Origin of the sequence: Mesorhizobium sp. YL-MeA3-2017 (assembly GCF_030814575.1) — a bacterium.
Lineage (GTDB): Bacteria > Pseudomonadota > Alphaproteobacteria > Rhizobiales > Rhizobiaceae > Mesorhizobium > Mesorhizobium terrae.
In genome coordinates, this window is sequence record NZ_JAUSVH010000001.1 from 2,818,696 (window position 1) to 2,844,998 (window position 26,303).

The 26,303-nt window shown below is 63.1% G+C and carries 26 protein-coding genes and 1 tRNA gene; 14 read left to right on the forward strand and 13 right to left on the reverse strand.

The annotated features are described in order from the left end of the window. The 7 genes from QFZ88_RS13540 (at position 1) to QFZ88_RS13570 (ending at position 4,943) form a co-directional block, all read left to right on the forward strand. Positions 1-246 (forward strand): PAAR domain-containing protein, encoded by a 246-nt coding sequence (locus QFZ88_RS13540; protein ID WP_244431183.1) that lies wholly within the window; start codon positions 1-3, stop codon positions 244-246. 68 nt (positions 247-314) lie between these two features. Further along, on the forward strand, positions 315-767 hold the full coding sequence (locus tag QFZ88_RS13545; protein WP_024923249.1) for a phage GP46 family protein: 453 nt from the start codon (positions 315-317) through the stop codon (positions 765-767). A gap of 131 nt (positions 768-898) precedes the next feature. Continuing rightward, complete coding sequence (locus QFZ88_RS13550) at positions 899-1,909, forward strand: baseplate J/gp47 family protein (protein WP_244431182.1); 1,011 nt, start codon at positions 899-901, stop codon at positions 1,907-1,909. Continuing rightward, positions 1,906-2,493 carry a YmfQ family protein gene (locus QFZ88_RS13555; protein ID WP_024923251.1) on the forward strand — a complete coding sequence of 196 codons (588 nt, stop codon included), beginning with the start codon at positions 1,906-1,908 and terminating at the stop codon, positions 2,491-2,493. The genes QFZ88_RS13550 and QFZ88_RS13555 overlap by 4 nt, the downstream gene beginning before the upstream one ends. Before the next feature lie 9 nt (positions 2,494-2,502). Then, the gene (locus tag QFZ88_RS13560; protein ID WP_024923252.1) at positions 2,503-3,489 is read left to right on the forward strand and encodes a hypothetical protein; all 987 of its coding nucleotides are present in this window, start codon (positions 2,503-2,505) and stop codon (positions 3,487-3,489) included. 11 nt (positions 3,490-3,500) lie between these two features. After that, the gene (locus QFZ88_RS13565; protein ID WP_024923253.1) at positions 3,501-3,995 is read left to right on the forward strand and encodes a DUF4376 domain-containing protein; all 495 of its coding nucleotides are present in this window, start codon (positions 3,501-3,503) and stop codon (positions 3,993-3,995) included. Positions 3,996-4,136: 141 nt separating this feature from the next. Beyond that, positions 4,137-4,943 carry a DNA adenine methylase gene (locus QFZ88_RS13570; RefSeq protein ID WP_024923254.1) on the forward strand — a complete coding sequence of 269 codons (807 nt, stop codon included), beginning with the start codon at positions 4,137-4,139 and terminating at the stop codon, positions 4,941-4,943. Positions 4,944-6,186: 1,243 nt separating this feature from the next. Here QFZ88_RS13570 and QFZ88_RS13575 read toward each other — a convergent pair. From QFZ88_RS13575 to QFZ88_RS13585, 3 genes are all read right to left on the reverse strand, one after another. After that, complete coding sequence (locus QFZ88_RS13575; protein ID WP_024923255.1) at positions 6,187-7,221, reverse strand: aspartate-semialdehyde dehydrogenase; 1,035 nt, start codon at positions 7,219-7,221, stop codon at positions 6,187-6,189. 114 nt (positions 7,222-7,335) lie between these two features. Continuing rightward, entirely contained in the window at positions 7,336-7,470 is a 135-nt protein-coding gene (locus tag QFZ88_RS13580; RefSeq protein ID WP_275040855.1) for a hypothetical protein, read from the reverse strand. 96 nt (positions 7,471-7,566) lie between these two features. After that, a complete protein-coding gene (locus QFZ88_RS13585) occupies positions 7,567-8,736 on the reverse strand; it encodes an NAD(P)/FAD-dependent oxidoreductase (RefSeq protein WP_024923256.1) in 1,170 nt (389 codons plus the stop codon). Positions 8,737-8,833: 97 nt separating this feature from the next. On the opposite strand from QFZ88_RS13585, the gene QFZ88_RS13590 reads away from it, so the two are divergent. Together QFZ88_RS13590 and QFZ88_RS13595 are read left to right on the forward strand one after the other, a co-directional pair. Continuing rightward, positions 8,834-9,715 (forward strand): HpcH/HpaI aldolase/citrate lyase family protein, encoded by an 882-nt coding sequence (locus QFZ88_RS13590; protein WP_024923257.1) that lies wholly within the window; start codon positions 8,834-8,836, stop codon positions 9,713-9,715. Between the two features lie 33 nt (positions 9,716-9,748). After that, positions 9,749-9,958, forward strand: coding sequence for a DUF1737 domain-containing protein (locus QFZ88_RS13595; RefSeq protein WP_024923258.1), 210 nt, complete (start codon positions 9,749-9,751; stop codon positions 9,956-9,958). Between the two features lie 32 nt (positions 9,959-9,990). On the opposite strand, the gene QFZ88_RS13600 is transcribed toward QFZ88_RS13595, so the two are convergent. Beyond that, the gene (locus QFZ88_RS13600) at positions 9,991-10,413 is read right to left on the reverse strand and encodes a metallopeptidase family protein (protein WP_024923259.1); all 423 of its coding nucleotides are present in this window, start codon (positions 10,411-10,413) and stop codon (positions 9,991-9,993) included. Positions 10,414-10,593: 180 nt separating this feature from the next. Here QFZ88_RS13600 and QFZ88_RS13605 point away from each other — a divergent pair, with 180 nt between their 5' ends. The 3 genes from QFZ88_RS13605 to QFZ88_RS13615 are packed head-to-tail and all read left to right on the forward strand — an operon-like array spanning position 10,594 to position 16,428. Beyond that, entirely contained in the window at positions 10,594-11,613 is a 1,020-nt protein-coding gene (locus QFZ88_RS13605) for an ImuA family protein (RefSeq protein WP_024923260.1), read from the forward strand. After that, positions 11,564-13,033 (forward strand): DNA polymerase Y family protein, encoded by a 1,470-nt coding sequence (locus tag QFZ88_RS13610; RefSeq protein WP_024923261.1) that lies wholly within the window; start codon positions 11,564-11,566, stop codon positions 13,031-13,033. The genes QFZ88_RS13605 and QFZ88_RS13610 overlap by 50 nt, the downstream gene beginning before the upstream one ends. Next, positions 13,030-16,428 carry an error-prone DNA polymerase gene (locus QFZ88_RS13615; RefSeq protein ID WP_024923262.1) on the forward strand — a complete coding sequence of 1,133 codons (3,399 nt, stop codon included), beginning with the start codon at positions 13,030-13,032 and terminating at the stop codon, positions 16,426-16,428. The genes QFZ88_RS13610 and QFZ88_RS13615 overlap by 4 nt, the downstream gene beginning before the upstream one ends. Positions 16,429-16,494: 66 nt before the next feature. Here QFZ88_RS13615 and QFZ88_RS13620 read toward each other — a convergent pair whose 3' ends face one another. The 4 genes from QFZ88_RS13620 to QFZ88_RS13635 form a co-directional block, all read right to left on the reverse strand. Beyond that, the gene (locus QFZ88_RS13620; protein ID WP_024923263.1) at positions 16,495-16,701 is read right to left on the reverse strand and encodes a Trm112 family protein; all 207 of its coding nucleotides are present in this window, start codon (positions 16,699-16,701) and stop codon (positions 16,495-16,497) included. A gap of 22 nt (positions 16,702-16,723) precedes the next feature. Then, positions 16,724-17,395: an LON peptidase substrate-binding domain-containing protein gene (locus QFZ88_RS13625; RefSeq protein WP_024923264.1), complete on the reverse strand. Its 672-nt coding sequence runs from the start codon at positions 17,393-17,395 to the stop codon at positions 16,724-16,726. 92 nt (positions 17,396-17,487) lie between these two features. After that, positions 17,488-18,462: a thioredoxin gene (gene trxA / locus QFZ88_RS13630; protein ID WP_024923265.1), complete on the reverse strand. Its 975-nt coding sequence runs from the start codon at positions 18,460-18,462 to the stop codon at positions 17,488-17,490. Between the two features lie 71 nt (positions 18,463-18,533). Further along, entirely contained in the window at positions 18,534-19,031 is a 498-nt protein-coding gene (locus tag QFZ88_RS13635) for a prolyl-tRNA synthetase associated domain-containing protein (protein WP_024923266.1), read from the reverse strand. A gap of 226 nt (positions 19,032-19,257) precedes the next feature. On the opposite strand from QFZ88_RS13635, the gene QFZ88_RS13640 reads away from it, so the two are divergent. After that, a tRNA-Gly gene (locus QFZ88_RS13640) sits at positions 19,258-19,332 on the forward strand. Positions 19,333-19,395: 63 nt separating this feature from the next. Here the strand turns inward: QFZ88_RS13640 and QFZ88_RS13645 are convergent. Further along, positions 19,396-19,824: an Lrp/AsnC family transcriptional regulator gene (locus QFZ88_RS13645; RefSeq protein ID WP_024923267.1), complete on the reverse strand. Its 429-nt coding sequence runs from the start codon at positions 19,822-19,824 to the stop codon at positions 19,396-19,398. A gap of 124 nt (positions 19,825-19,948) precedes the next feature. On the opposite strand from QFZ88_RS13645, the gene QFZ88_RS13650 reads away from it, so the two are divergent. Beyond that, positions 19,949-21,052, forward strand: a complete 1,104-nt coding sequence (locus QFZ88_RS13650) for a saccharopine dehydrogenase family protein (RefSeq protein WP_024923268.1) — start codon at positions 19,949-19,951, stop codon at positions 21,050-21,052. 106 nt (positions 21,053-21,158) lie between these two features. On the opposite strand, the gene lpdA is transcribed toward QFZ88_RS13650, so the two are convergent. The 4 genes from lpdA to QFZ88_RS13670 form a co-directional block, all read right to left on the reverse strand. Continuing rightward, positions 21,159-22,556: a dihydrolipoyl dehydrogenase gene (gene lpdA, locus QFZ88_RS13655; protein WP_024923269.1), complete on the reverse strand. Its 1,398-nt coding sequence runs from the start codon at positions 22,554-22,556 to the stop codon at positions 21,159-21,161. Between the two features lie 64 nt (positions 22,557-22,620). Beyond that, entirely contained in the window at positions 22,621-23,934 is a 1,314-nt protein-coding gene (locus QFZ88_RS13660; RefSeq protein WP_024923270.1) for a dihydrolipoamide acetyltransferase family protein, read from the reverse strand. Between the two features lies 1 nt (position 23,935). After that, complete coding sequence (locus QFZ88_RS13665; protein ID WP_024923271.1) at positions 23,936-24,949, reverse strand: alpha-ketoacid dehydrogenase subunit beta; 1,014 nt, start codon at positions 24,947-24,949, stop codon at positions 23,936-23,938. A 3-nt stretch (positions 24,950-24,952) separates the two neighbouring features. Further along, entirely contained in the window at positions 24,953-26,185 is a 1,233-nt protein-coding gene (locus tag QFZ88_RS13670; RefSeq protein WP_024923272.1) for a 3-methyl-2-oxobutanoate dehydrogenase (2-methylpropanoyl-transferring) subunit alpha, read from the reverse strand. Positions 26,186-26,303 lie beyond the last annotated feature (118 nt).

The window sequence follows — 26,303 nt, forward strand, 5'->3', positions numbered from 1 at the left end:
TTGGGTGACACCTCAGATCATGGTGGCGCGGTTGTCTCCTCCAACACAAAATGGCCCTGCGAAGGAGCGCTGATCGCCCGCAAGGGTGACATGTTCAGCTGCCCGATACCTGGCCATGGGGTCAACCCGATCGTCACCGGCTCGGGCAAATGGAAATGCGAAGGCATGCCGATCGCGCGCCAGGGCGACAAGACGGCATGCGGCGCCAGCCTGATATCCGGCGCCAGCAAATGGGATTGCGCGTAAGAAAATCCCACGGCCCGCCCGCCTTGGCGGGCATGATCCGGGACACGCGCGCGCGGTAAATCCGCACCATGTTCTTCGATCTCGCGCTGACCTACAATCCGTCGACGCGCCGCTGCGATCTCGCGGTCGGCGACGATGGCGATCTGGTCATCGACGAAACCTCCATCACGCCAGTACTGCTGTCGATAGGCCTGGATCGCCGCGCGTCGCCGGACGATCCGCTACCCCAGGCTCGTTCCGAATTCCTGACCTCGGCATTCGCGGAGCGTCGCGGCTGGGCCGGTGATGCGCTGGATCCACGGGGCGAGCGTGTTGGCTCGCGTCTCTGGCTGCTCGACAGGGCAAAGGAGACCGAAACCACGCGGCTCTTGTTTCAGTTTTGGCTGGAAGAGGCGCTGGCCTGGGCTGAACCGGAGACTGGCAATCCGGCCGAGCTGGATGTTTCGTGGGTGCGCCCGCAAACGCTCGGCTATCGCATCCTGGTAGCCGACGCCGCGCTCTCGATTTCGGGAGGCCGCTGATGGCTTGGCAAATCCCTAGAACCAGCGCCATTGCCGAACGGATTGCAGGCGCACTGGAGACCCTGATCCTCGCTGTCCGACCCAACATCGACCCAATCGCGCTGTCGCGGGCCGTTCGCTCGCCACGCGGCATGTTCGCGATCCTCGGCAGGGCTGTCGCCATGGAAATGCGCGGTATTCACGATCACATCGCATGGTGGAGCCGCCAGTATTTTCCCGACACCGCAGAAGACGAGTTCGCTGATCGACACGCCTCAATCTGGGGTGTCGAAAAGCGGCTGGCGACCTTTGCTGTCGGCAGCGTGCTTGTGGAAGGTGTTGCCGGCACGCCCTTACCCGCAGACCTGGAATTTGCCGCCTCCGATGGCGTCACGGTTAAATCCACGGCCGTGACCGCCATAGGTGCTGGTGGCACCGTCTCGATCCCCGTCGTCGCCTTGGTTCGTGGGCCGGCAGGCAACATCGCTGCTGGCATCCGGCTACGAACGGCTGCTCCATTTCCCGAGATCAGCCGTGCGACGGTGGGCGCTGCCGGTTTGGCGGGCGGCTCGCCCGAGGAAACGGCGCGCGAACTGAGCGCCGCAACGATCAACCGTATCCGACAGCCGCCTCATGGTGGTGCCGGTTTCGACTATCCCGAATGGCTGCGCGAAGCGTTCGACGTGCGCGCCGTCGCGGTTGTTACCGACTGGATCGGCCGTGGGTCGGTCGGTGTTGTGGTGGCAATGAAGGACGGTCTTTTCGGCAAGGCACCGACAGCTGGTGAGCAAACCGCGATGCTCGCCCATCTCGGCGCTCCCGGCTCGTCAACAGGCGTGCGTCCGGTAACCGCCAATGTGGTGGTGGTCCCGGCCGTTACCCATTCGCTCCCGATCACCGTACGCACCCGACCCGACACGGTAGCCATTCGAGCCGCCGTCAGCGAAGCCTATCAGCGCTTCGTCGCGACGATCGGTGACGCGGAGGATACTCAGAACGCCGGGCCGATCGGGGCACGGATCGAGCCGTCGCGGATCTCGGAAGCTCTTTCGGCCGCTGCGGGCGAATACGCGCATGACCTGCTCGTGCCGGCTGCACCCTTCACGCTTGCCCGCGATCACTATCCGGTGCCTGGCGAAATCACATTCGTGGCGCCGCTGTGAGCAGAACCGTTCCCACCATCCTTGGCAGTTTGATTGGCAAGCTACCGATCGGTTGGGTGCTTGCCTTCCGGGGCGGCGTGCTGGACGCGCTGCTTGACGCGTTGGCGCATCCGCTCGCGGATGCCGAGGCCGAGGCCGAAGCGCTGATGCGGGAGATCGACCCGCGCACTGCCGTTCGGCTGCTGCCGGACTTCGAACGCGTGCTCGGCCCGGATCCGTGCGGCCGCGATCTTGGCAACCGGACTGTGGAACAGCGCCAGCGCCAGGCGCACCAACGTTGGACCGCGCGTGGAGGGCAGAGTGTCTCCTATTTTGTCGAGACTGCTGCCCGCCTCGGGGCCGCGATCGAGGTCGAAGAGTTCTGGCCGTCGAAGGCCGGCGTCTTGCGAGCGGGCCAGCCGTTGGTCGCTGAAGGCGAGCAATTTACCTGGCGCGTGAAGCTCGCCCTGATTTCCCAATGGTGGTTCCGCGCTGGCCAGAACGTCGCTGGAGATCCGCTCGGCGGATACGCACCCAGCGACATCGAATGCGAACTGCGCAGGCTCAAGCCAGCCCACACCCAGCTTGTCTTTATCTATCTCTAGGAGCCCGGAATGGAACGCGTTAACGGCCAAGATTGGGTGGACATTGGTGCAGGCAAGAGAGGCTTTCGCAGTCAAAACGCCGGTGCCGGCGTGCCCGGCACAGAAGTCACGGCCGCTTTTCTAAACAGCCTCCAGGAGGAGCTGGCGGCGATCATTGAGTTCAATGGTGGCGTTCTGAACGAAGCCGACCGTGCGCAGATCTCGAAGATGTTGTGGTGGATGCGCCGGAAGGGCGATTATGTGTCTGCCAATGGCACCGCCAATGCCATCACCGTGACGCTAGACCCTGCTCCGGCCGGTTATGTTCTGGGCATGACGATCGACGTCGAGATCGCCATTGCCAATACCGGCCCTGTGACGATCAAGGTCAACGACCTCGGTGCCAAGAGCGTCAGGCCGATCAGCAGCGCGGCGCTCCTGACGGGTGGTGAATTTCAACCGTTCATGGTCGTTCGATTGACCTATAACGGTGCTGTCTTTGTCGCCAGCAACATAGCGGCCGCCGATACCGTTCGCGGCACCGTTTCGCTTGCGCAGATCAAGAAGACCAGCGGCGATGCCTTCAAACAGGCCTCGACCGTCATCGATTGTACCCGCCGCCCGCTGGCGCCGACACCCGTCAACAATGTGCTGACAGTTATCACTCCCGTGTCGTTGACGGATGACGGGCAGGCCGATTGGCAGATCGTGGGCTCAAAGATTGTCTGCCAGAAAGCAGGCCGGTTTGCTTTCTTCGCGTCCTTCGGCCTCAACCTCATCAGTGCGAATTTCGCCCTGGCAATGAACGCGGGGGTCTATTTCAATGGGGCCGAATTCCTGAACACCTCAAACCGGGTACAGAGCGCATCCCTGAACACAACGTACGGCGGCGGAGCCGACGTGAAAGATGCCGTTGTCGGCGACTACCTTGAATTCAGGTGCTTCATCGACGGCATGCCGGCTGGCGCCGTCGTCAACTATGGAGCACGCATCTCCGTCCTGCGTCTCGCGGTCTAAGGGAGCTGAAGATGGCCACGATTGAAATCACCCGAGACGACCTTGTCGTCATAGCGCCACAACTGCCGGCTGGCGTCGTCTATGACGGCAGTCATCTGGAGATCGCAGATGCCGACGCCGAAAACGTCGAGGCGCTGATCGATGACATCGCCAATCTCCGATCGGCTGCTCTGAAAAGCTCGCTGCTGGTTTATGCGGCCGACAAACGCTGGCGTGTGGAAACGGGCGGCATCGTTGTCGGTGGGATGTCGGTGGCGACCGACGACAGGTCCAAGCTCATGATCACCGGAGCCCGCGTGAAGGCGGACAAGGATGCGGCCTTCACGACGAATTGGAAGACGCCGGCGGGATTTGTCGAGATCGACGCAGCCACCATCATTGCCATCAGCAATGCGGTCCTCGATCACGTCGACGCCTCCTTTGCCATCGAGGGCGCAGTTCTAGCTGGCATCGAGGCTGGCACCATCACCACGCAGGCACAGATCGATGCGGCCGACTGGCCTTAGCAGCGCAGACGCCCGGAGCCAGGCTCCGGGAAGGCGGGCCTCTGTCGGCAAACTTCGACCCGCCTGACGACACCAGAGATAACGTCACGCCTGCGGCCCTTTCGGGCGGCGAGACGGTGACTGATTCTCAGAGGCTCGGATATGGGCATTCACGATGAGTTCGCAGCGGTCACACCAGTTCATCCGCCAGCACCTTACATCGGTGGCAAACGGAAGCTGGCAGCGCGTCTAGTCCAACAGATCGGCGCTGTTCCTCATCGCACCTATGCCGAGGTCTTTGTCGGCATGGGCGGCGTCTTCTTCAGGCGGCAGAAGCAGCCGAGAGCCGAAGTCATCAATGATCGCAACGGAGAGGTCGCCAACCTCTTTCGGATCCTCCAACGGCACTATCCGCAGTTCATGGACACGCTGCGATGGCAATTGACCGGCCGACGCGAGTTTGAGCGTCTGCAGGCGAGCAACGCCGCCTCGTTGACCGACCTGGAGCGCGCCGGCCGGTTCCTTTACCTTCAAAAGACGGCATTCGGCGGCAAGGTCGCTGGCCAAAGTTTCGGCGTCGATCCCAGTTCGTCGGCAAGCTTCAACCTCACACGCCTGGAGCCCCTGCTTGCGGAGGTTCATGAACGGCTTGCTGGTGTCACCATTGAGTGCCTGGATTGGCTTCCCTTCATTGATCGCTACGATCGCGCTGAGACCCTCTTCTATCTCGATCCGCCGTATTTCGGATCGGAACGTGACTATGGCGCAACCCTGTTTGGCCGGGAGCAGTTCGAGGTGATGGCCGAGCGCCTTTCACGCCTGAAGGGTCGCTTCATCCTCTCCATCAACGACGTGCCTGCTATCCGCAAGATCTTCGCGGCGTTCGACCAGGATGAGGTTCAGCTGAACTATACGGTAGGCGGGGGAAAGGGTCGGCCTGCGCGGGAGTTGATCATAACCCCGCGATGAAGGCTCAAAGCAGGTTCGAGGGCGCATTGAAGCTCCTTTTAAGCCATAGCTCGTGCTCTAAAACCGCGTGTCAAAAACTCAAAACCGCGCGGCGCGCTACACCCGACCGCGTGAGCGAGGAACGAGCGGAGCGTGTCGGGAATCCATGCCGGAACGCTGGCGCGCCGGCGCCGTGCAGGATGTGGATAGAAAGCGCGGCGGTAGGCACGAGGCGAAAGAAAGAACGCTGTCCCTTCAATCCCTTGCCGCAAACCACGCGAAAATCGCGCCCGGATTTGTCCACACGTTCGGGGCACACGCCACAATCAGCCCATCGCCCTCACGGGAACCTGGTGCGCACCGGGTATCAGGGAGGGCGCCGGTGCCGGACTGGCAGCGCTAACGGTGGCGGTGTCTGGTGACGAGCCCTAAGTCCGGGCCCTGGAAAAACCCGGCCGCCGCGAATGGCGGCTTTGAGGCCCGAAGTCTGCCGTCAACAGTGACGTGCGAGGTCGGTCCGGGGCAAGAACACTGGCGGGGCGCCCGGAAGGCGCCACGTACTTGCTATTGAGAGGCACCGACCCGGCGCCCCGCTTCCCACCTCCCTCAAGGGAGTGCTCTTTGACAATGGCCAGACTGCGAAAAGCAGGGCGTGGCGATGAATAAGTGTATTCAAGCCCGCCACGCCGCCGTCATTCCGGCCGAGCGCAGCGAGAGCCGGAACCCATTGGCCGCACCGTTGTCGGGCACGGCCCGGTCCTCGTTCTGAACCGTTCACGCAGCCGAACCGACGCCGCATGTTTCACGGCGATCCGTGCGAACTCAGGTCCGGGCCGTGCTCAATGCGCTGGGACCAATGGGTTCCGGGTCGGCGCTCGGCTTCGCCTCGCTTGCCCGGAATGACGAACGCGCGGGACGGGCTAGCTACCCAGCCCGCGACTGCGGGCCGCCGGTCGTCCGGCGCACCCACGTAGGTGAAGAGAGTTCCGCGAAGCGGACGAAAAGCCAACTGCTTGGCTTTTCGAACGACGAACGCCGCCGCAGGCAGCGCTGCGGCCTGTGAGCAAACCATCGGTCGAAGACCGCAAGCGCGACCGCGCGTCGCGCCTCGTGGCGCGCCCCGTCCGGAGCGAACCGCTAAGCGGAGACAGCGTGGGAGGAACTATCGGCCGAAGGCCGAGCCCGCGACTGCGGGCCGCCGGTCGGTCCGGCGCACCCGCGTAGGGTCAGCCGCCAGAGGCGGCGGTGCGACCCGTGAGCGGAATTAAGCCGCCTTCTTCTTCGGCTGGATCAGGCCGCGTTCGACCAGCAGCTCGGCGATCTGCACGGCGTTGAGCGCCGCACCCTTGCGCAGATTGTCGGAGACGATCCACATGTTGAGGGCGTTATCGAGCGTGGAGTCTTCGCGGATGCGCGAGATGTAGGTGGCGTCCTCGCCGGCGGACTCGATCGGCGTGATGTAGCCGCCGTCCTCGCGCTTGTCGATGACCAGGCAGCCCGGCGCCTCGCGCAGGATATCGCGCGCCTCGTCGGCGGTGATCGGCTTTTCGAACTCGACATTCACCGCTTCCGAATGGCCGATGAACACCGGCACGCGCACGCAGGTCGCGGTCAGCTTGATCTTGGGGTCGAGCATCTTCTTGGTCTCGGCCACCATCTTCCACTCTTCCTTGGTGGAACCGTCTTCCATGAAGACGTCGATATGCGGGATGACGTTGAAGGCGATGCGCTTGGTGAACTTCTTGGCCTCGACCGGGTCGGCGACGAAGACGGCGCGGGTCTGCGTGAACAGTTCGTCCATGCCTTCCTTGCCGGCGCCCGACACCGACTGGTAGGTCGCCACCACGATGCGCTTGATGGTGGCCGCGTCATGCAGCGGCTTCAGCGCCACCACCAGCTGGGCGGTCGAGCAGTTCGGGTTGGCGATGATGTTCTTCCTGGTGAAACCGGAAATCGCGTCCGGGTTCACTTCCGGCACGATCAGCGGCACTTCCGGATCGTAGCGGAACGCCGAGGAATTATCGATGACGACGCAGCCCTGCTTGCCGATCTTGGGCGACCATTCCTTCGAGATGTTGCCGCCGGCCGACATGATGGCGATGTCGGTGTCGGAGAAGTCGTAACCTTCCAGCGCCTTCACCTTCAGCGTCTTGTCGCCGAAGGACACTTCGGTGCCCTGGCTGCGCCGCGAGGCGATCGCTACCACTTCGCTCACCGGAAAGCCGCGCTCTTCCAGGATGTTCAGCATTTCACGACCCACATTGCCCGTGGCGCCGATTACCGCAACCTTGAAACCCATAGAAAAATTCTCCTGTCGCTCTCCGCTCGCTTTGCTTGGAGAAACCCGCCGGCCACTGCGGGTCTCGCCTCCCTCGGGCCAGACCCGGGGAGAGGGCGAGAAGGCCAAGGGAGATCAGACCGTGGTGACGGTGGTTTTTTTGGCCGTAGTTTTGGTCGAGGACAGGCGCGCGCGTTGCCGCTCTCCCGCAACCATGTTGCCATGGCCGGGGAAGTCGAATGCGAAAAGAGCCATGATGAGGCCGCGCATCGGGACGTTCCTGTTCGGGACGGGCTTTTACGCTGATTGCGAAAGGAGTCAATCGCAACGAAAGCCCGACGGCAAAGTTCGGCGCGCCTGTGGCGGTCAGATCACGTTGAGCTCGCGGAACGGCCGCCCTTGCGCCACGCGCGCATAGCCGAAGGCCGAACAGTCGATGCTGCGGTAGCCGCCATGCATGATGAGTTCGGCCAGCGCCTTGCCCACCGCCGGCGCCTGCTGCAGGCCATGGCCGGAAAAACCGTTGGCGAAGATGAAGTTCGACACTTCAGGGTGCGGGCCGATCACCGCGTTCTGGTCGAGCGTGTTGTAGTCGTAATGGCCAGCCCAGGCGCGTGTCATCTTGATCGCCTCGAAAGCCGGGATGCGGGTAGCGAGCACCGGCCAGATCGTCTCCTCGAACAGCGACCAGTCCGGCTCGAAATCGGTCGGGTCGGCGGCGGTTTCGCCCTCCTCCGGCTCGGCGCCGCCGGTGATGTAGACCGAACCTTCCGGCCGTACATAGATGCCGCTCGGGTCGACCAGCAGCGGCAGATCCTCGTAGCGCTCGCGGGCCTCGAACACGAAGACCGAACGCTTGCGCGGCTCCACCGGCAGTTCGAGCCCGGCCATGGCCGAGACCTTGCCGGCATTCGGACCTGCGGCGTTGACGACGATACCGGCCTGCAGCGTCTCGCCATTGTCGAGCGTCACCGACTGGACGCGGCCGTTGTCGCGAGCAATGGCGGTGACCGAGGCCGTGATCAGGTCGACCGACTTGGTCCGCAACGCCTTGCGGAACAGCTGCAGATAGGCGTGCGCGTCGAACCAGCCCTCGCCGGAGCGGCCATAGGCGCCGGCGGTGATGCCCTCCGCCGACAACCAGGCGAAACGACGCGTCAGCGCCTCGACGTCCTCCAGGACGATGTCGGCGCCTTCCGCCACCTGCACGTCGTGGTTGGCCTTCAGGATCGGCAGGCCGTTCTCGCCGGCCAGGATCAGATAGCCGCCTTCGCGGAAGCCGATATCGGCATCGGTGCCGAATTCTTCCTTGAGCCGCCGGAACAGCTTCAGCGTGAACTGCGACAGGCGGATGTTTTCAGGGATCGAGAACTGCTGGCGGATGGAGGCGCAGGACAGCGTCGTCGCCGCATGGGCAAATTGCGGATCGCGCTCGATCAGCGCGATGGAGCCGGTGAACCCTTCCTCGCGGAGGTAATAGGCAACCGAGGCGCCGACGATGGCCCCGCCGATGATCACGATGTCGTATTGCGCCATGAACTGAAGTCCCGAATTGCCGCGCTGAAGGAAAGCAGGTTCAGCCACCCTCCCGCAAGAGCTTGCAAGGGCCAGCTTTGCCGGGCAAGAAGACCAGATGGTTGAGATTTCCTATCGTCCGCGCCGCTCCGTGCTCTACATTCCCGCCGCGAACGAGCGGGCACTGGCCAAGATCCCGGCCCTTACCTGCGATGCGGTCATCATCGATCTGGAGGACGCCGTCGCTTCCGGCGAGAAGGCTTCGGCGCGTGACAGGCTGGGCGCGATCTTCGCCGACCGCCCAAAGCGACGCTGCGAAATGGTGGTGCGCATCAACCGCCTTGGCGGCGAAAGCGGCCCGGATGATCTGGCCGCGGCCCTTGCTTGCCGGCCCGACGGCATTCTCCTGCCCAAGATCGATACGCCGCGCGACATCCTGGAAGCCGGCGATGCCCTCGACGAGGCCGACATGCCCGACGAGGTCAAGTTGTGGGCGATGATCGAGACGCCCAAGGCGCTGATCAACATCGCCGCCATCGCCGAGCTTGGCCGCGATCCCGCCTCGCGGCTCGCCTGCCTGGTCGCCGGCACCAACGACCTGATCAAGGAGACCGGCATCCAGGCGACGCCGGACCGACGCTATCTGATGCCATGGCTGATGCAGATGGTGCTGGCCGCGCGCGCCGGCGGCATCGCGCTGCTCGACGGCGTCTACAATGATTTCCACGATTCGGCCGGCTTCCTGCGCGAATGCGCCGACGCTGCGGCCATGGGCTTCGACGGCAAGACGCTGATCCATCCTACGCAGATCGAGGCCGCCAATGCCGCCTTCTCGCCGTCGCCGCGGGCGCTGGCCGAGGCCCGCGCCGTTGTCGAGGCCTTCGGCAGGCCGGAGAACGCCGGAAAAAGCGTGATCGCGCTGGAAGGCCGGATGGTCGAGCGGCTGCACCTCGCCCAGGCCGAAAAATTGCTGGCGAAAGCCACAAGCATCGGCGCATGATCGCCGCTACCCTATACAGGACAGGACCCGCTCATGCGACTTTACCGTTTTCTCACCGCCGTCGACGACGCCACCTTCTGCCATAAGGTGACAGCGGCGCTGAACAAGGGCTGGCACCTCTATGGCTCGCCGACCTATGCCTACGACAAAAAAGAAAAGGCGATGCGCTGCGGCCAGGCCGTGGTGAAGGACATAGACGGCCAGGACTATGTTCCCGGCGAGACCAAGCTGAGCGACTGGTGACGGGCGGCCGCTGAGGCCACGCATCGAAAAGTCTATTCGACGGCCGCCTCGATCCGCTCCATGTCGTCGTCGGAGAGGCCAAAATGATGGCCGATCTCGTGGATCAGCACATGGGTGACGATGTCGCCCAGTGTCTCCTCGTTCTCGGCCCAGTAGTCGAGGACGGCGCGGCGATAGAGCGTGATGCGGTTCGGCCCTTCGCCGGTCGCCGGGTTCCAGCGTTCGGCGATGCCGCGCCCCTCGAACAGGCCAAGCAGGTCGAACGGCGTCTCCAGCGACAGGTCGTCCATGATCTCGTCGGTCGGGAACTCGGCCATCTGGATGACGATCTCGCCGGTCAGCTTGCGGAATTCTTCCGGCAGATGCGCATAGGCTTCCAGCGCCAGGAGCTCCATTTCCTCCAGGGAGGGTGAAAGCTCCCCATGCCAGGTGCGGGTCTTGTAGATGCGGGCCATTCTTTGTCCTTTGACATTCGGCATATAGGCCGTTGCGGCACAATCGGCAAATGCCGGACGCTCCGGAGACGAGTGCCCGCCTGGAAGAGGAATAAATTCTTCACGACTCCGCTTGACTCTCGTTCCGCCCTCTGGAATCTATAAGAACATAACAGGAACATATCGACGGAACGGAACACCATGGCGACAAGCGCTGTGGTGCGGGACACTGTTTTTGCCCTGCGCCGCCAGATCGCGAAAATCGAAGGAACACTGGCCGAGCGCCTCGACGCGCCTGCCGGCGATGCCTTCGACGCGGATCGCATGCTGGTTCGCCGTGGCGGCGTGGCCGAAAGCCATGGGCTGCTCGCGACGGGTGCCGGCCGCCTCGACGCCGCCCTGGGCGGCGGCCTGCCGAAAGCCGCCCTCACCGAATTCCATGGCGCCGAGACGCGCGACGCCGGCACCGTCGCCGGTTTCGCGCTCTCCCTTGCCGGCCTGGCCTTGAAAGCGGCGGGCTCGCCTGCCCCCATCCTCTGGGTCGGCACCGCCGAGATCTTCCGCGAGGCCGGCTTTCCTTACGCGCGGGGTCTTCAGGCCGGTTTCGGCATCGCGCCCGAGATGTTGCTTTATGCCGAGGCGCCAAAGCTCGTCGACGCCTTGTGGATCGCCGAGGAAGCGGCCGGGCTGACGGCGCTCTCGGCCGTCGTTCTGGAGCTGCGCGGCAATTCCGAACGGCTCGACCTCACGGCGACGCGGCGGCTGCATCGGCGCGCGCAGATGGCTGGCCGGCCCGTATTCCTGCTGCGCCAGGCAGCCTTCGCCGAACCGACGGCCGCCCCTGTCCGTCTTGTCGTCGCCCCCGCACCCGCCGCACCTCGCCTCACCGTCGCCGGACCGCTGGACGGCTCGATCGGCCGCCCGGCCTTCACCGTCACCATCGACAAGAGCCGCGCGGCACAGCCTGGACAATTCACACTGGAGTGGAACCCCGATGAACGCACATTCCTGGACAGAAAGCGCGTGGGCGGAACCGGCAAATGGCGAAGGGACGCGCAAGAAGGAGCAAAGGATCCTGTCGCTCTGGTTTCCGCATCTTCCGGCGGAGCGGATACTGCGGCAGCGCCTGGGGCGGTCGTGGCGTTCCCGCCCTTCCAGTCATCACCCACTGGTGATCAGCCATCGCGACCGCAACGCGCAACGCATCGCCGCGCTCGATGAACGAGCCGAGGCATTGCGCCTGAAACCCGGCATGGGCATCGCCGACGCCCGCGCCATGCATCCGGCGATCGACATCATCGAAGCCGATCCACAGGCGGATTTGCGCCTGCTCGAAAGCCTGGCCGACTGGTGCGACCGCTACACACCGCTGGTCGCCCTGGACGGTACCGACGGCCTGTTCCTCGACATCACCGGCTGCGCGCATCTTTTCGGCGGCGAACGCGCCATGCTGGATGAGATCCTGGCCCGGTTTTTCCATCAGGGTTTCGACGTGCGCGCCGGCATCGCCTCGACAGCCGGGGCTGCCTGGGCTGCCGCGCGATTTTCCAGGCAATGCATCGTCGAACGTGGTGATGAGGAGAGGCTCCTGGCACCCCTACCGCTGACCGCGCTGCGCCTCGATCCGCAGGTGCGCGGCAGCCTGGAAAGCGTCGGTCTTCGCACGGCAGGCGCCGTCATGGCGGCGCCACGCGCGCCGCTGGTGCGCCGTTTCGGCGCGACCCTGCTCCTGCGGCTCGACCAGGCGCTCGGCCGGCAGGATGAGGCGGTGTCGCCGCGCCTGCCCGTCGCGCCTCTTTCGGTCGAGCGGCATCTTGCCGAGCCGATCACCCTGACCGACGACATCGAGCGTCTGGTGTTCTTGCTCGCGACGGCGCTGAAAACCGATCTCGAACGGCGAGGCGAAGGCGCCAGGGCGCTCGCACTCCTGCTTTTCAGGGTCGATGGCGTGGTCAGCCGGCTTGTCGTCGGCACGTCGCGGCCGATGCGTGAGCCGCGGCTCGTCCAGAAACTGTTCCATGAAAGGCTGGCCGCGATCGCTGAGGATTTCGATGCCGGCTACGGTTTCGATCTCGTTCGCCTCGCCGTCCTGACCACCGCGCCTTTCGATATACGACAAGCCGACCTCGCCGGCGATGTCGAGGAAGACGAGGAAGGTCTCGCTCTCTTCGTTGACCGTATCCGTGCCCGCCTGGGCGATGGTGCCGTGATGAAACCGGTCGCCATCGAAAGCCATCTGCCGGAACGGGCCGTCACGACCATCCCCTACTGGGAGAACCCGCCGCAGCGTGTATCGCCGCCGAAGAAACCCGCCGCCCCCAGGAACCTGCCCACCACAACGCCTTTCCAGCCGGAACGCCCGATCCGGCTGTTCCGGGTGCCGGAACCGATCGAGGTTCCGGCCACGGAAATCCCGGATGGCCCGCCGCCGCAGTTCCGCTGGCGGCGCGCGCTGCACCGTGTCGCCAGCGTCGAGGGCCCTGAACGCATCGCGGCGGAGTGGTGGCGCAAGCAGGAGCCGACACGCGACTATTATCGCGTCGAGGATACGGACGGCCGCCGCTACTGGCTCTATCGCCAGGGCTTTTACAGCGATTCCGAACCGCCGCCGCGCTGGTTCATGCATGGGGTGTTCGCATGAAGACGGCCAACCTGCGCGCGCCATCTGCCCTGCCGGCCTATGCCGAGTTCGGCGTGCAGTCGAATTTTTCCTTCCTGCGCGGCGCCTCGCGCCCGGAGGAGTTGGTCGTGATGTCATGCGCGCTGGGCTACACCGCCATGGGACTTGCAGATCGTAATACCGTTGCCGGTGTGGTGCGTGCTTGGAGCCAATCGCGGCATATTCAGCTTTCCAACGAGACCGAGGCGGTTTGGCTGCCTTATCATCCCGGTTGCAGGTTGGTGTTCTGCGACGGTGTCCCGGATATCTTGGCCTATCCTCAGGACCGAACCGGTTGGGGGCATCTGTGCCGGCTCTTAACCGAAGCGAATCTTCGCGGAGAAAAGGGGGCTCCTCTACTTTATCTCGACGACCTCCTCAAAGGGGGTGACCATATATCTCTCGCCATACTGCCCCGTCTTTCCCCCGGCCAAGATGAACTACCGCTGTTATGCCGGTTGAAGGAACGTTTCGGTCGAAATCTGTGGCTCGCTGCCGCGCCCAAATATCAAGGCGACGACCTCTTTCGCATCGAGCAGGCTCAAGGTCTGGCACAAGCCGCTGGTCTGCCTTTCATGGCCACTAACGACATACTCTATCATTGCGCAGAACGGCGACCGCTGCAGGATGTGGTGACTGCGATCCGGCTCAACGTCCCTGTAGCCGAGGCTGGAATGGAACTCGCTGCAAATGCTGAGCGCCATATGAAGCCGACGCAAGAAATGGCTCGTCTTTTCCGTCGCCATCCACAGGCGCTTACCGAAACGCTGCGCTTCGCCGAGACCCTCAGCTTTTCACTACAGGAATTACGTCACAATTATCCCGACGAACCGACGCGCGATGGCGCAACGCCGCAGCAGGAACTGGAACGACTTGCCTGGGAAGGAGCAGTGGAGCGCTACCCTGACGGAGTACCGCAGCCCGTGTCCTCGCGTATCAGGGAAGAATTGGCCCTGGTCGGGCGAATGGGGTATGCGCGCTATTTCTTGACCGTACATGACATCGTTCGCTTCGCACGCAGCCGAGGCATATTGTGTCAAGGCCGTGGCTCTGCCGCCAATTCCGTCGTCTGTTACTGCATCGGTATAACGCCGGTCGGGCCTAATCAAATCCATGCACTTTTCGAGCGCTTCATCTCTGAAGAGCGTAACGAACCGCCCGACATAGATGTCGATTTCGAGCATGAACGCCGCGAGGAGGTTATCGCTTATATTTATGAGAAATATAAGGAAAAGCATACTGCACTTGCCGCGGCGGTGATCACCTATCGCGGCCGCTCCGCTTTGCGTGAGGTCGCCAAGGCAATGGGTCTATCCGAGGATGTCCGAAGCGCTTTGTCGAGTTCGATCTGGGGCTGGTATTCATCCGAACTTGGCGAGCGAGAGACCCAGGCCGGCGGTCTTGCCCATACGGACCCGTTGACCAGATATGTCCTCGATCTCGCCAACGAAATCATGGGCTTCCCGCGCCATCTCACGCAGCATGTCGGCGGTTTCGTCATCACCAAGGATCGCCTCGACGAGATCGTACCTATCGTCAAGACGGCAATGGACCAACGCAAGATGGTCGAATGGGACAAGGATGATCTCGACGCCGTTGGATTGCTTAAAGTCGACGTCCTGGCGCTCGGCATGTTGTCGTGCCTGAAACGCACATTCAGTTTGTTGAAAAGCCATTATCCCGCCGTCCGCGATCAATTCGATCGGCCGTATGAGCTAGCGACACTGCCGGAAGAGGATAAGCGTGTTTACGATATGATCTGCCGCGCGGATACGCTCGGTGTTTTCCAGATTGAATCACGCGCGCAGATGTCGATGCTGCCGCGACTGCGGCCGCGAGAGTTCTATGACCTCGTCATCGAAGTGGCTATCGTGCGGCCCGGTCCCATACAGGGCAATATGGTCCACCCCTACCTGCGCCGGCGGCAAGGAAGGGAAGAGGTCGAGTATTACAAGGACGAATTGAAGGAGATCCTGGGCAGGACCTATGGCGTACCGCTGTTCCAAGAACAGGCGATGAAGATCGCTATAGTTGCCGGCGGCTTCAAACCCGGAGAAGCGGACGAGCTGCGCCGCGCCATGGCAACGTTTAGACGCATGGGAACCATCGGCAATTACAAGGAGAAGATGATCGAAGGCATGGTCCGCAAGGATTACCCCCGTGAATTCGCCGAGCGCTGCTTCAAGCAGATCGAAGGGTTCGGCGAATATGGCTTCCCGGAAAGCCACGCCGCCTCCTTCGCCCTGCTCGTTTATGCCTCCTGCTGGTTCAAGACCTTTTATCCCGACGTCTTCTGCGCAGCGATCCTTAACTCGCAGCCCATGGGTTTCTACCAACCGGCCCAATTGGTGCGCGATGCGCGCGATCATGGTGTCGAAATCCGCGATGTCGACATCAATGCCTCGATCTGGGACTGCGCGCTCGAAAAAGCCTCGTTCGATCCCCAGCGCATCACATCTCGCCATGCCGAGATGCGCGGCGTCATTAAAACCGACCACGCCGTCCGGCTGGGATTTCGCCAGATCAAGGGGCTATCGGAGGATCGGATGCTGATGTTCGCGGCCCGGCGCGGCGACGGTTACGAATCCGTGCGCGATGTCTGGCTACGCTCCGGCCTCGATACTGACGAGATCGAGAAACTGGCCGAGGCCGACGCTTTCCGCTCGCTCGGCATCAGCCGGCGCGATGCGCTCTGGGCGGTGCGTGCGCTCGATGGCCGCAAGGCCACGGAAAGACTGCCTCTGTTCGATCAGCCGCAGATCAGGTTGCCCGAATTGGAGCCAGAGACGAAGCTGCCGATGATGCGACCGGGCGAGCACGTCATCCACGATTACCGGTCGCTCGGCCTGTCCTTGAAGGCGCATCCCGTCTCGTTCCTGCGCGACCGGCTCGCCCGCAGCGGCGTCACGCCGAATGCGCTGCTGTCTTCGGTGCCGGACGGCAGACGTGTCACGGTCGCCGGGCTTGTCCTCGTGCGCCAGCGGCCGGGCAACGGCAAAGCCATTTTTCTGACACTGGAGGACGAGAAAACCGTCGCGAATATCATCTTCTGGGCACGGACATTCGATCGATATCGCCCGGTTATCATGGGCGCGCGCTTCGTTCGCGTCACCGGCAAGCTGCAATGCGAGTCCGATGTCATCCACATCGTCGCCGACAAGATCGAAGATTTGACGCCCTGGCTCTCGTCGCTGCTGGAGACCGGGCAGCCGGATGCAGCGAATTCACCGGCAACTGGAAACAGGCTCTTGCCCGGGCCGTCGGACCAAAGCCGTACCGCCGACCGAGTGGATCGGAAAACAGTCCCCGAACAGGATTTCCCGACACATGCCGAAGACGCGCAGCGCGTCATGCCGAAGGGGCGTAATTTTCATTAGCGCGGCCTATCGCCAACCGCTGCGATCGACCTGCGTCATCTGGTCGCCACGGGGTTTGGAATGCATTCAGCCCTTGCCGGGTGCAATCGCCCGCGCCTCCGAAGGCAGCATGATCGGAATTCCGTCCCGCACCGGATAGGCCAATTTGGCGACACGCGAGACCAGCTCGCCGTGCTCGGCATCCCAGCTTAGCGGTCCTTTGGTCAGAGGACATACCAGCAGTTCCAGCAGCTTCGGATCGACGTCGATCTTTTTGCCTTCGCGATCGCCCATCCCTCGTCTCCCGTTCACGATCCTATTGCAGGCCGGAGCCGAAATCCTCGTTGTCGCGGGCCAGCGTCAGCTCCGTGATCGCGATCAACGTTTCGGCCCTGCTTTTCAGATCCTGTGCTTCCAGCAGCGCCTGCTTTTCGGCCGGCCCGTAAGGCGCCATCATCGACAGCGCATTGACCAGCATGGCGTTGTCGGCGCGGCTTACGCTTTCCCAGTCCGCTTCCAGTTCGTTGGCCTGCAGATAGGCGCGAAATGCCTTGAGCAAGGCGGTCCGGTCCACGCTGGCAGCCGAGGGGTCTTCGTCGAGATCGGCCAAGAAGGGCGCGATGCGGCATTGCCTGAACGGCGTGCGCACCGTGAGTTCCTGCGTGACGCGAAACCGGCATATGCCTTGCAAGGAAACGACGTAGCGGCCGTCGCCCGTTTCCATATAGGAGATAACCCTGCCGATACAGCCAACGCCGCTCAGTTCGGGTTCTCCGTCCTTGCGCAGAACGCCTTCCAGGTCCGGCTGGATCATGCCGATCAGGCGCGATCCGGCCAGCACCTCGTCCACCATTTGCAGATAACGCGGCTCGAAGATGTTGAGCGGCAATCGCCCGCCTGGCAGCAACAACGCTCCGCTCAGCGGGAAGACCGCGATCGAGGCCGGAAAATCCGCTTCAAGCCGATATCGCGCGTTTCCCGCTCGCATCCCTTCCTCTTCGTATGACCGTCTCGAAAGCCAAACACAGGTGTTGGCCCAATCGCGACGCCCAATCCGGGCGTCAGTGCGCGCAGGCCGCTTTAAGCGAAGAGCAGCGACGACAGCTTCCGGCGTGCCGAAAGTGTTGCCTCGTCGGCCATGCCCCAGGCTTCGAACAGCTGCAGCAACTGTGACCGCGCGCCATCGTCCTTCCAGCTGCGATCCGCCTTGATGATCGCCAGCAAATTGTCGGCAGCTTTTTCGCGCTCACCCAACGCATTCTGGATCATCGCCAGGTCAAAACGCGCCTCGTGGTCCTTCGGGTTTTCGGCGAGGCGTCGCTCAAATTCGGCCGGATTGCCGAGCGATGCCGCCTGGGCGGCAAGCGCCATGCGTGCGCGCAATGCGCTGATGGTCGGCGCGTCCGCCTTGGCTTCCGGCAATTGCGCGAGCACGGCCTCGGCGCCCGCGGTATCGCCCGAATCGAACAGAATTTCCGCCAACCCCGCGACTGCCTCGACAGTGTCGGGCGCCTGCTCCAGCACAGCCTGATAGATATCCGCCGCCGTCTGCACGTCGCCGGCCGTGCGTGCTTCGCCAGCCGCCGTCAGGGCCTCGGCCAGCTGCGCCAGGCCGTCGCCCTTGCCGCCGACACGATCGATGAATTCACGAATCTGGCTTTCGGGGACAGCGCCCATGAAACCGTCGACCGGTTGTCCGTTCTTGAAAGCGATCACCGCGGGGATGGACTGAATGCCGAGCTGACCGGCGATTGCCGGATGATCGTCGATGTTCATCTTGACCAGTTTGACCTTGCCACCGCCAGCATTGACCGCTTTTTCGAGCAGCGGGGTCAATTGTTTGCACGGGCCGCACCACGGCGCCCAGAAATCGACCAGCACGGGCTGGCGCCGCGATTCCTGAATGACGTCCGCGGTGAACGCCGCCGTCGTCGTGTCCTTGATCAGATTCTGGCCCGCGCCGTTCGCCGGTTCCGTCGAGCCACCCTGCCCGCCATACTGCACGGTCGTGGCATAGGCGTTGCTCATGCCGCCAAACGGATTTTGGTCGCTCATCATTCTGTCCTTTCGGCCGCGCATGCAGTGGCAGCCCGATCACGGATGCCGGTTGCCACCCAATGTGGCGATCACGCCGAGACTTTCAAGATAACAGGCTCATGGCCGGTTGCCTCGATGAATTTGATCAGGTCGGTCGCGGCGATCGATGTCGTTGCCTCATTGGTCAGCGGGTGGGCATTGATGACGGAATTTTCCATCAAAGCCTCATCCAGCACGATCTTCACCCGGTTTTCGCCGTCGTTGATCAGCCCGAAGACGGTCACCGCGCCCGGAACGACGCCGAGCAGTTCCATCAGCATCTCCGGCTTGCCGAAGGAGACGCGGCTTGAGGCACCGATCAGTTGGTGGATCTGCTTCAGGTCGACCTCGGCCTCTTCGTCGACGGTCACCAGAAAGAAATTGTCCTTCTTGTCCTTGAGGAACAGGTTCTTGGTATGCCCGCCGGCAATTTCGCCGCGCAACGCCTGGGAATCCGCCACCGTAAAGAGCGGAGCATGGCGCTGCGTCGACACTTCTATGCCCAATCCGGTCAGGAAGGCGAAAAGCTGATCTTCGGTTTTGGCCATCGCTGCCTCGTTATCTTTGTTCCGCTTCCCGCCCACCGGGCTTCGAGGCCGCAGTTTGCCTGCCTCCGTACCGATAGCGAACCTCAGACCCAATAATGTAAGGCGGGTCGGCCGCAAAGCCGATTTCGCCTGTTTTGGCGACGATGCGAATATGTGCATTTTTCCCTGTTGCAATCGTCACGCTCTTCGGCCATATAGGCCCGGCTTGCGGCCCAAAGCCGCGCGAGCGGGTGTAGCTCAGGGGTAGAGCACAACCTTGCCAAGGTTGGGGTCGAGCGTTCGAATCGCTTCACCCGCTCCAATTATCTTAACGGTTAAACGACATGGCCGCCTTCGGGCGGCCGTTTCGTTTTTGGCCGTAGGCCTATCGGTCGATCCGGGTTGAGAGGATGATCGAGGAGAGCGTGCGTTCCACGCCCTCCATTGCGCCGATGCGGTCTATGAGCGAATCAAGATCGCTGATCGACGCCGATTCCACCGTCACGATCATGTCGAAGCTGCCGCTGACCGAATGCAGCGTCCGCACCTGCGCGAGCGCCCGCAGTTCCTTGACCACGCGATCCGCGGCTTTTGGCGCCACCGTCAAAAGCACATGCGCCCTGACCAGTCCCTGTTCGTAGTCGGGCGCCAGCCTGACGCCGTAGCCGACGATGATGCCGCGTGCCTCCAGGCGCTCGATGCGGCTTTGCACCGTGGTTCTGGACACGCCCAGCCGGCGCGCCAGTTCGGCGGTCGACGCGCGGGCGTTCTCGCGCAGCAGGGCGATCAGGTCTCTATCGGCTTGACTAAGCATAATGACGACTTGGCTCGGCGAATTATTCGAAAAGGATCGGCGTTTCGCTCAATCGCACACTTCCATTCGTCCGGCAAACTGCGATTCCTCCGGTAAAGTTCAAATCGAAAAACTGGAGCAACCCATGAAGGAAATCGTCGTCGTTGGCGCCGGCAAGATCGGCTCGACCATTGCCGGCATGCTGGCCGAAACCGGTGACTATCGCGTCACCATCGTCGACCGCTCCGCCGCCCAGCTGGCGGCGCTGGAAGTACCGGCCGGTGTGGCTGCGGTCGAAACCGACATCGAAGCGGTCGGCGCCCTGGAAACCGTGCTCGCCGGCAAGTTCGCCGTCATGAGCGCCGCGCCTTTCCACCTCACCACCCGCATCGCCGAGGCCGCTGCCGCCGCCGGCGTTCATTATCTCGACCTCACCGAGGACGTCGCCTCCACCCGCCGCGTCAAGGAACTGGCAAAGACGGTCAAGACCGCCTTCATCCCGCAATGCGGCCTGGCTCCGGGCTTCATCTCGATTGTCGCCAACGATCTGGCCAGCCGCTTCGACAGCCTGGAGAGCGTGCGCATGCGCGTCGGCGCGCTGCCGCAATATCCGTCCAACGCGCTGAACTACAACCTGACCTGGAGCACCGACGGCGTCATCAACGAATATTGCGAGCCTTGCGAGGCGATCGTCGAGGGCGAGCTGATCGAAGTGCCGCCGCTCGAGGAACGCGAGGAGTTCTCGCTCGACGGCGTCACCTACGAGGCGTTCAACACTTCCGGCGGGCTTGGAACGCTGGCTGAGACTTTGAAGGGCAAGGTCCGTACGCTGAACTACCGCACAATCCGCTATCCCGGCCATGCCGCGATCATGAAGGCGCTGCTCAACGACCTTGGCTTGCGTCATCGCCGCGAGGTCCTGAAGGACATCCTCGAGAATGCCTTGCCGGCCACCATGCAGGACGTGGTCATCGTTTTCGTCACCGTGTCGGGTCGTAAGAACGGCCGGCTGCTGCAGGAAACCTACGCCAACAAGATCTACAGCCAGCGCTCTGGCCAGACCGTGCGCAGCGCGATCCAGATCACCACGGCGTCCGGCATCTGCGCCGTGCTCGACATGCTGGCCGACGGCAGCCTGCCGGCGCGCGGTTTTGTGCGGCAGGAAGACATCGCGCTCGACACCTTCCTCGCCAACCGCTTCGGCCGCGCCTATGCGCAGCACGAACGCGCCGGCCGCTTGGCAAGCTGATCATCACGCCGGGTTCGACGAGAACCCGACCAACGACTTCGAATAACAAAAGGGCTCGCCAACCATGTGTTGGCGGGCCCTTTTGTTATGCCGGTACCTATCTGGCCTAGATGTGCAAAGCGTGGCCGAGCGCCTTGAGCGCGGCCTCCGGGAAAGCCTCGCCCTGGGTCGGGTGCGCATGGATCGTGCCGGAGATGTCTTCCAGCCGAGCGCCCATCTCCAGCGCCAGCCCGAAGGCCGCCGCCAATTCCGACACGCCGTGCCCAACCGCCTGGATGCCCAGAACCAGATGGTTGTCGGCGCGCGCAACGACGCGCACGAAACCGGCCTCGCCGAGTTTGGTCATGGCGCGGCCATTGGCTGAAAACGGAAACTGTCCGATCTTCACTTCGCCGGCCTGCGCTTTCGCCTCGTCGGGAGCGAGCCCAACGCTGACCACTTCGGGATCGGTGAAACACACCGCCGGTATGGCGCGCTTGTCCCAGCTGCGTTTGTGGCCAGCCAGGATTTCGGCCACCATCTCGCCCTGAGCCATTGCCCGGTGCGCCAGCATCGGCTCGCCGGTCACGTCGCCAATGGCAAAGACGCCGCGCATGGAGGTGCGGCATTGGTCATCGATGCGGATGAACCTGCCAGCCATGTCGAGCTCGATCTGATCGAGCCCCCAGCCCTCGGTCACCGGCTTGCGCCCGACGGTGACGAGAACCTTGTCGGCAGCGATCTTCACTTCCTTGCCGGCAGCGGTTTCCACCAGCAGCGCGTCGCCCTTGGCCGAAAGACCCTTGGCCTTGGCTTCGGTCAGCACGTCGACGTCGAGTTCTCCGAGCCGCTTCGCGATCGGTCTGGTCAGCTCGGCGTCATATTGCGCGAGCAGGCGCGGCAGTGCCTCCACGACCGTCACCTTGGAGCCGAGCTTGGCGAAAGCCATGCCGAGTTCGAGGCCGATATAGCCGCCCCCGACGACGGCCAATCTGGCGGGAACCTCGGCTAACGACAGTGCCTCAGTCGAGGAGATCACCGACCCGCCGAACGGCATGAAGGGCAATTCGACGGGCGCCGAGCCAGTGGCGATGACGATGGTTTCAGCGCGGATCACCTGCAGTCCGGTTTCGGTCTCGACCTCGACCGTCTTGCCGTCATGGAATTTGGCCCAGCCCGAAACATGCTTGACCTTCGCCTTCTTCAGCAGGCCTGAAACACCATTCGTAAGCCGGCTTACTATACCGTCTTTCCAGGCAATCGTTTTGCCGAAATCGATCGAATGGCCGCTTGCGGTTATCCCGAGAGGGCTTGTGCCGGCCGTCATATGGGCCACCTTCTCGAACTCCTCGGCGGCGTGGATAAGCGCCTTGGATGGAATGCAGCCAATGGTCAGACAGGTGCCGCCGGGCCTTGCGGCTTCGACAATAACGGTATCGATGCCGAGTTGTCCGGCGCGAATGGCGCAGACATAACCGCCCGGGCCCGCGCCGATGACAAGCAGCTTGCAGGAGATATCCTTCATTGCCGTTTTCCCCGGTCAGACGCGCCGCCCTCGGCCGCGCGATGTATGGCAGGTTTCGCCATGGTCAGCCGTCCACGAAAATAAGCGCCGGCGTCTCGAGCAGCGCCTTGATGCGCTGGACAAACACCGCCGCGTCCCAGCCGTCGATGATCCGATGATCAAAGGAGGAGGAAAGGTTCATCATCTTGCGAGGCACGAACTGCGTTCCGTCCCACATCGGCCGGATCATCATCTTGTTGACGCCGATGATCGCCACCTCGGGGTGGTTGATGACCGGCGTGGTGACCACGCCGCCCATCGCGCCCAGCGAAGTGATGGTGATGGTGGAGCCCGACAGATCCTCGCGGGTCGCGGTGCCCGTCTTCGCGGCTTCCGCCAGACGATTGACCTCGGCGCCACAATCCCAAAGGTCGCGCGCTTCGGCATGTTTCACCACCGGCACGACCAGGCCGTTCGCCGTTTGCGCGGCAATGCCGATATGGATGCCGCCATGCTGATGGATGACCCCCGCCTCGTCGTCGAACAGTGAATTCAACTGCGGCTGCTCAGCGATCGCCTTGACCATCGCCCGCATCAGGAACGGCAGAAGCGTCAGCTTCGGCCGGTCGGCGCGCTTCTCCTTGTTCAGCGCCGCACGCAGATCCTCCAGCGCCGTCACGTCCACCTCCTCGACATAGGTGATGTGAGGGATGCGCGACTTGGAGAGTTTCATCTTCTCGGCGATCTTGCGCCGAAGCCCGATGACCTTGATCTCCTCGACCGCCTCATTGCGAGCGAGACCGGCGGCAGGCCGGCTGGTCTGCTGGCCGCGCGCCAGGAAAGCCTCGATGTCTTCGTGGCGAATGCGGCCGGCGGGACCGGTGCCTGCCACCTGCCTCAGATCGATGCCAGCTTCCCTCGCACGCAGGCGCACGGCCGGCGATGCAAGCGGCTTCTCTCCCTCGGCGCGCGGCGCGCCGATATTGGCGACGCGCTGCGCACTTTCCGCTAACGCCCTTTGCGGTTGCCGGCTGGTTTCGACCGGCTTCGCCGGCTCGGCCTTGGTTGGCGTTTCCTTTTCGGAAGATGCGGTCGCGGCCGGCGGTTTCGCCTCGGTTACTGGTGCCGACTGGTTGCCGGCAGTGACATTGCCTTCGCCCGCCACCTTCAGGCGCACGATGGGCGAGCCAATCGCCACGGTGTCGCCGATCTCGGCACCCAGCCACAGGATCTCTCCGTCCACGGGTGACGGAATCTCCACCGTCGCCTTGTCGGTCATCACCGCGGCAAGCACGGCATCCTCGCGCACGAGATCGCCAACCTTGACGTTCCATTCGACCAATTCGGCCTCGGCGACACCTTCGCCGACATCGGGAAGCTTGATGAGATATTCGCCCATGTCAGCTCTCCATCGTCGCAACGAGTGCGCGCCCCACGCGCGCCGGCCCGGGGAAATACTCCCATTCCTGCGCATGCGGATAAGGTGTGTCCCATCCAGCCACGCGCATGACCGGCGCCTCGAGGTGATAAAAACAGTTTTCCTGGACCAGCGCCGACAGCTCCGCGCCGAAGCCTGAGGTCAAGGTCGCCTCGTGCACGACAAGGCAGCGGCCGGTCTTCTTCACCGAATCGACGATGGTGTCGAGGTCGAGCGGCAGCAGGGTCCTGAGGTCGATCACCTCGGCGTCGATGCCGGTTTCCTCGGCGGCTGCCTGCGCGACATAGACCATCGTGCCATAGGCAAGCACCGTAACCGCCGAGCCTGGTCGCCGGATGACGGCCTTGCCGAGCGGCACGGTATAGTGGCCCTCGGCCACTTCGCCGAGATCATGTTTGGACCATGGCGTGACTGGCCTGTCGTGATGGCCGTCGAACGGTCCGTTGTAGAGGCGCTTCGGCTCCAGGAAGATCACCGGGTCGGGATCTTCGATCGCCGCGATCAACAGGCCCTTGGCGTCATAGGGATTGGACGGAACCACCGTCTTCAGGCCCGAGACATGTGTGAACAACGCCTCGGGGCTCTGGCTGTGCGTCTGGCCGCCGAAAATGCCGCCGCCGGTAGGCATGCGTATGACGATCGGACAGGTGAAGTCGCCGTTCGAGCGATAGCGCAGCCGCGCCGCTTCCTGTGTCAGTTGGTCGTAGGCAGGGTACATGTAGTCGGCAAACTGTATCTCCACACATGGCCGCAGACCATAAGCGGCCATGCCGATCGCCGAACCGACAATGCCCGATTCATTGATCGGCGCGTCGAAACAACGGTTCTTGCCATACTTGGCCTGCAGGCCCTGCGTGCAACGGAAAACGCCGCCGAAAAAGCCGACATCCTCGCCGAACACGACGACACGTTCGTCCAGCCCCATGGCGACATCCATGGCGTCGCGGATCGCCTCGATCATGGTCTTGCGTGCCATGGTTCAGACCCCTGCCTGCTGGCGCTGGCGCCTGAGATGCGGTGGCATCTCGGCGTATAGCCCTTCGAACATATCGCGGGTCGACGGCTTGCCGCCGGCATGCAGCGTGCCGTGCGTCTCGGCCTCTTTTTGCGCTGCGATCACCGTGTCCAGGATTTCGGTTTCCGCTTGCGCATGGCGCTCGTCGGACCAGACCCCGCGATGGATGAGATGGTTCTTCAGCCGCACCACGGGATCGCCCAGCGGCCAGGCTTCCGATTCCGCCTTCGGCCGATAGGCTGATGGATCGTCGGATGAAGAATGCGCGCCAGCGCGATAGGTGACATATTCAATCAGTGTCGGCCCGAGATTGGCGCGCGCACGCTCCGCCGCCCATTTCGCCACCGCATGCACGGCCAGATAATCATTACCGTCGACACGCAAGGCCGGAATGCCGAAGCCCAAGCCGCGCGCCGCGAAGGTGCCGACACCGCCGCGTGCGATGCCCTGGAAGGTCGAAATCGCCCACTGGTTGTTGACGATGTTCAAGATCACTGGCGCCTTGTAGGTCGAGGCAAACACCAGCGCCGAATGGAAATCCGATTCCGCCGTCGAGCCGTCACCGATCCAGGCAGCGGCAATGCGCGTGTCACCGCTGATCGCCGAAGCCATCGCCCAGCCCACGGCCTGGATATATTGCGTGGCGAGATTGCCGGAAATCGAGAAGAAGCCATGCTCCTTCGACGAATACATGATCGGCAATTGCCGACCCTTCAGCGGATCGGCCTCGTTGGAGTAGATCTGGTTCATCATGGTGACCATCGGATAGCCGTCCGCGATCAGCAGGCCGGCCTGTCGGTAGGTCGGAAAATTCATATCGCCCTTGTCGAGCGCCTTGCGAAAGGCGCAGCTCACCGCTTCTTCGCCCAGGTGCTGCATGTAGAAAGAGGTCTTGCCTTGGCGCTGCGCCATCTGCATGCGCGCATCGAAGGTCCGCAGCGTCATCATGTGGCGCAGGCCTTCGAGCAGCTCCTTGTCGGAGAGCATCCCCGACCATGGCCCGACCGCATCGCCGGCGCGGTCCAGGACGCGGATGATGGAGAAGGCGAGATCGCGGATGTCGCGCGGATCGACGTCGATCGGCGGCCTCGGAACCGAGCCCGCCTTGGGAATGGGAACATTGGAGAAATCGGGCGTTCCGCCCGGTCGCACCTCCGGTTCCGGAACGTGAAAACGTAACTTCCCAGCTTCGGCCATGGCTCCCGTCCTCCACTGTCACCTGGCGATGTTCGCACATCTTCGCCGCCGAAGCAGCGTCAAAGTACCTCCTTCGAACACCCCTGTTCTATCGCGCAGGGGCGGCCGACGGCGGCGC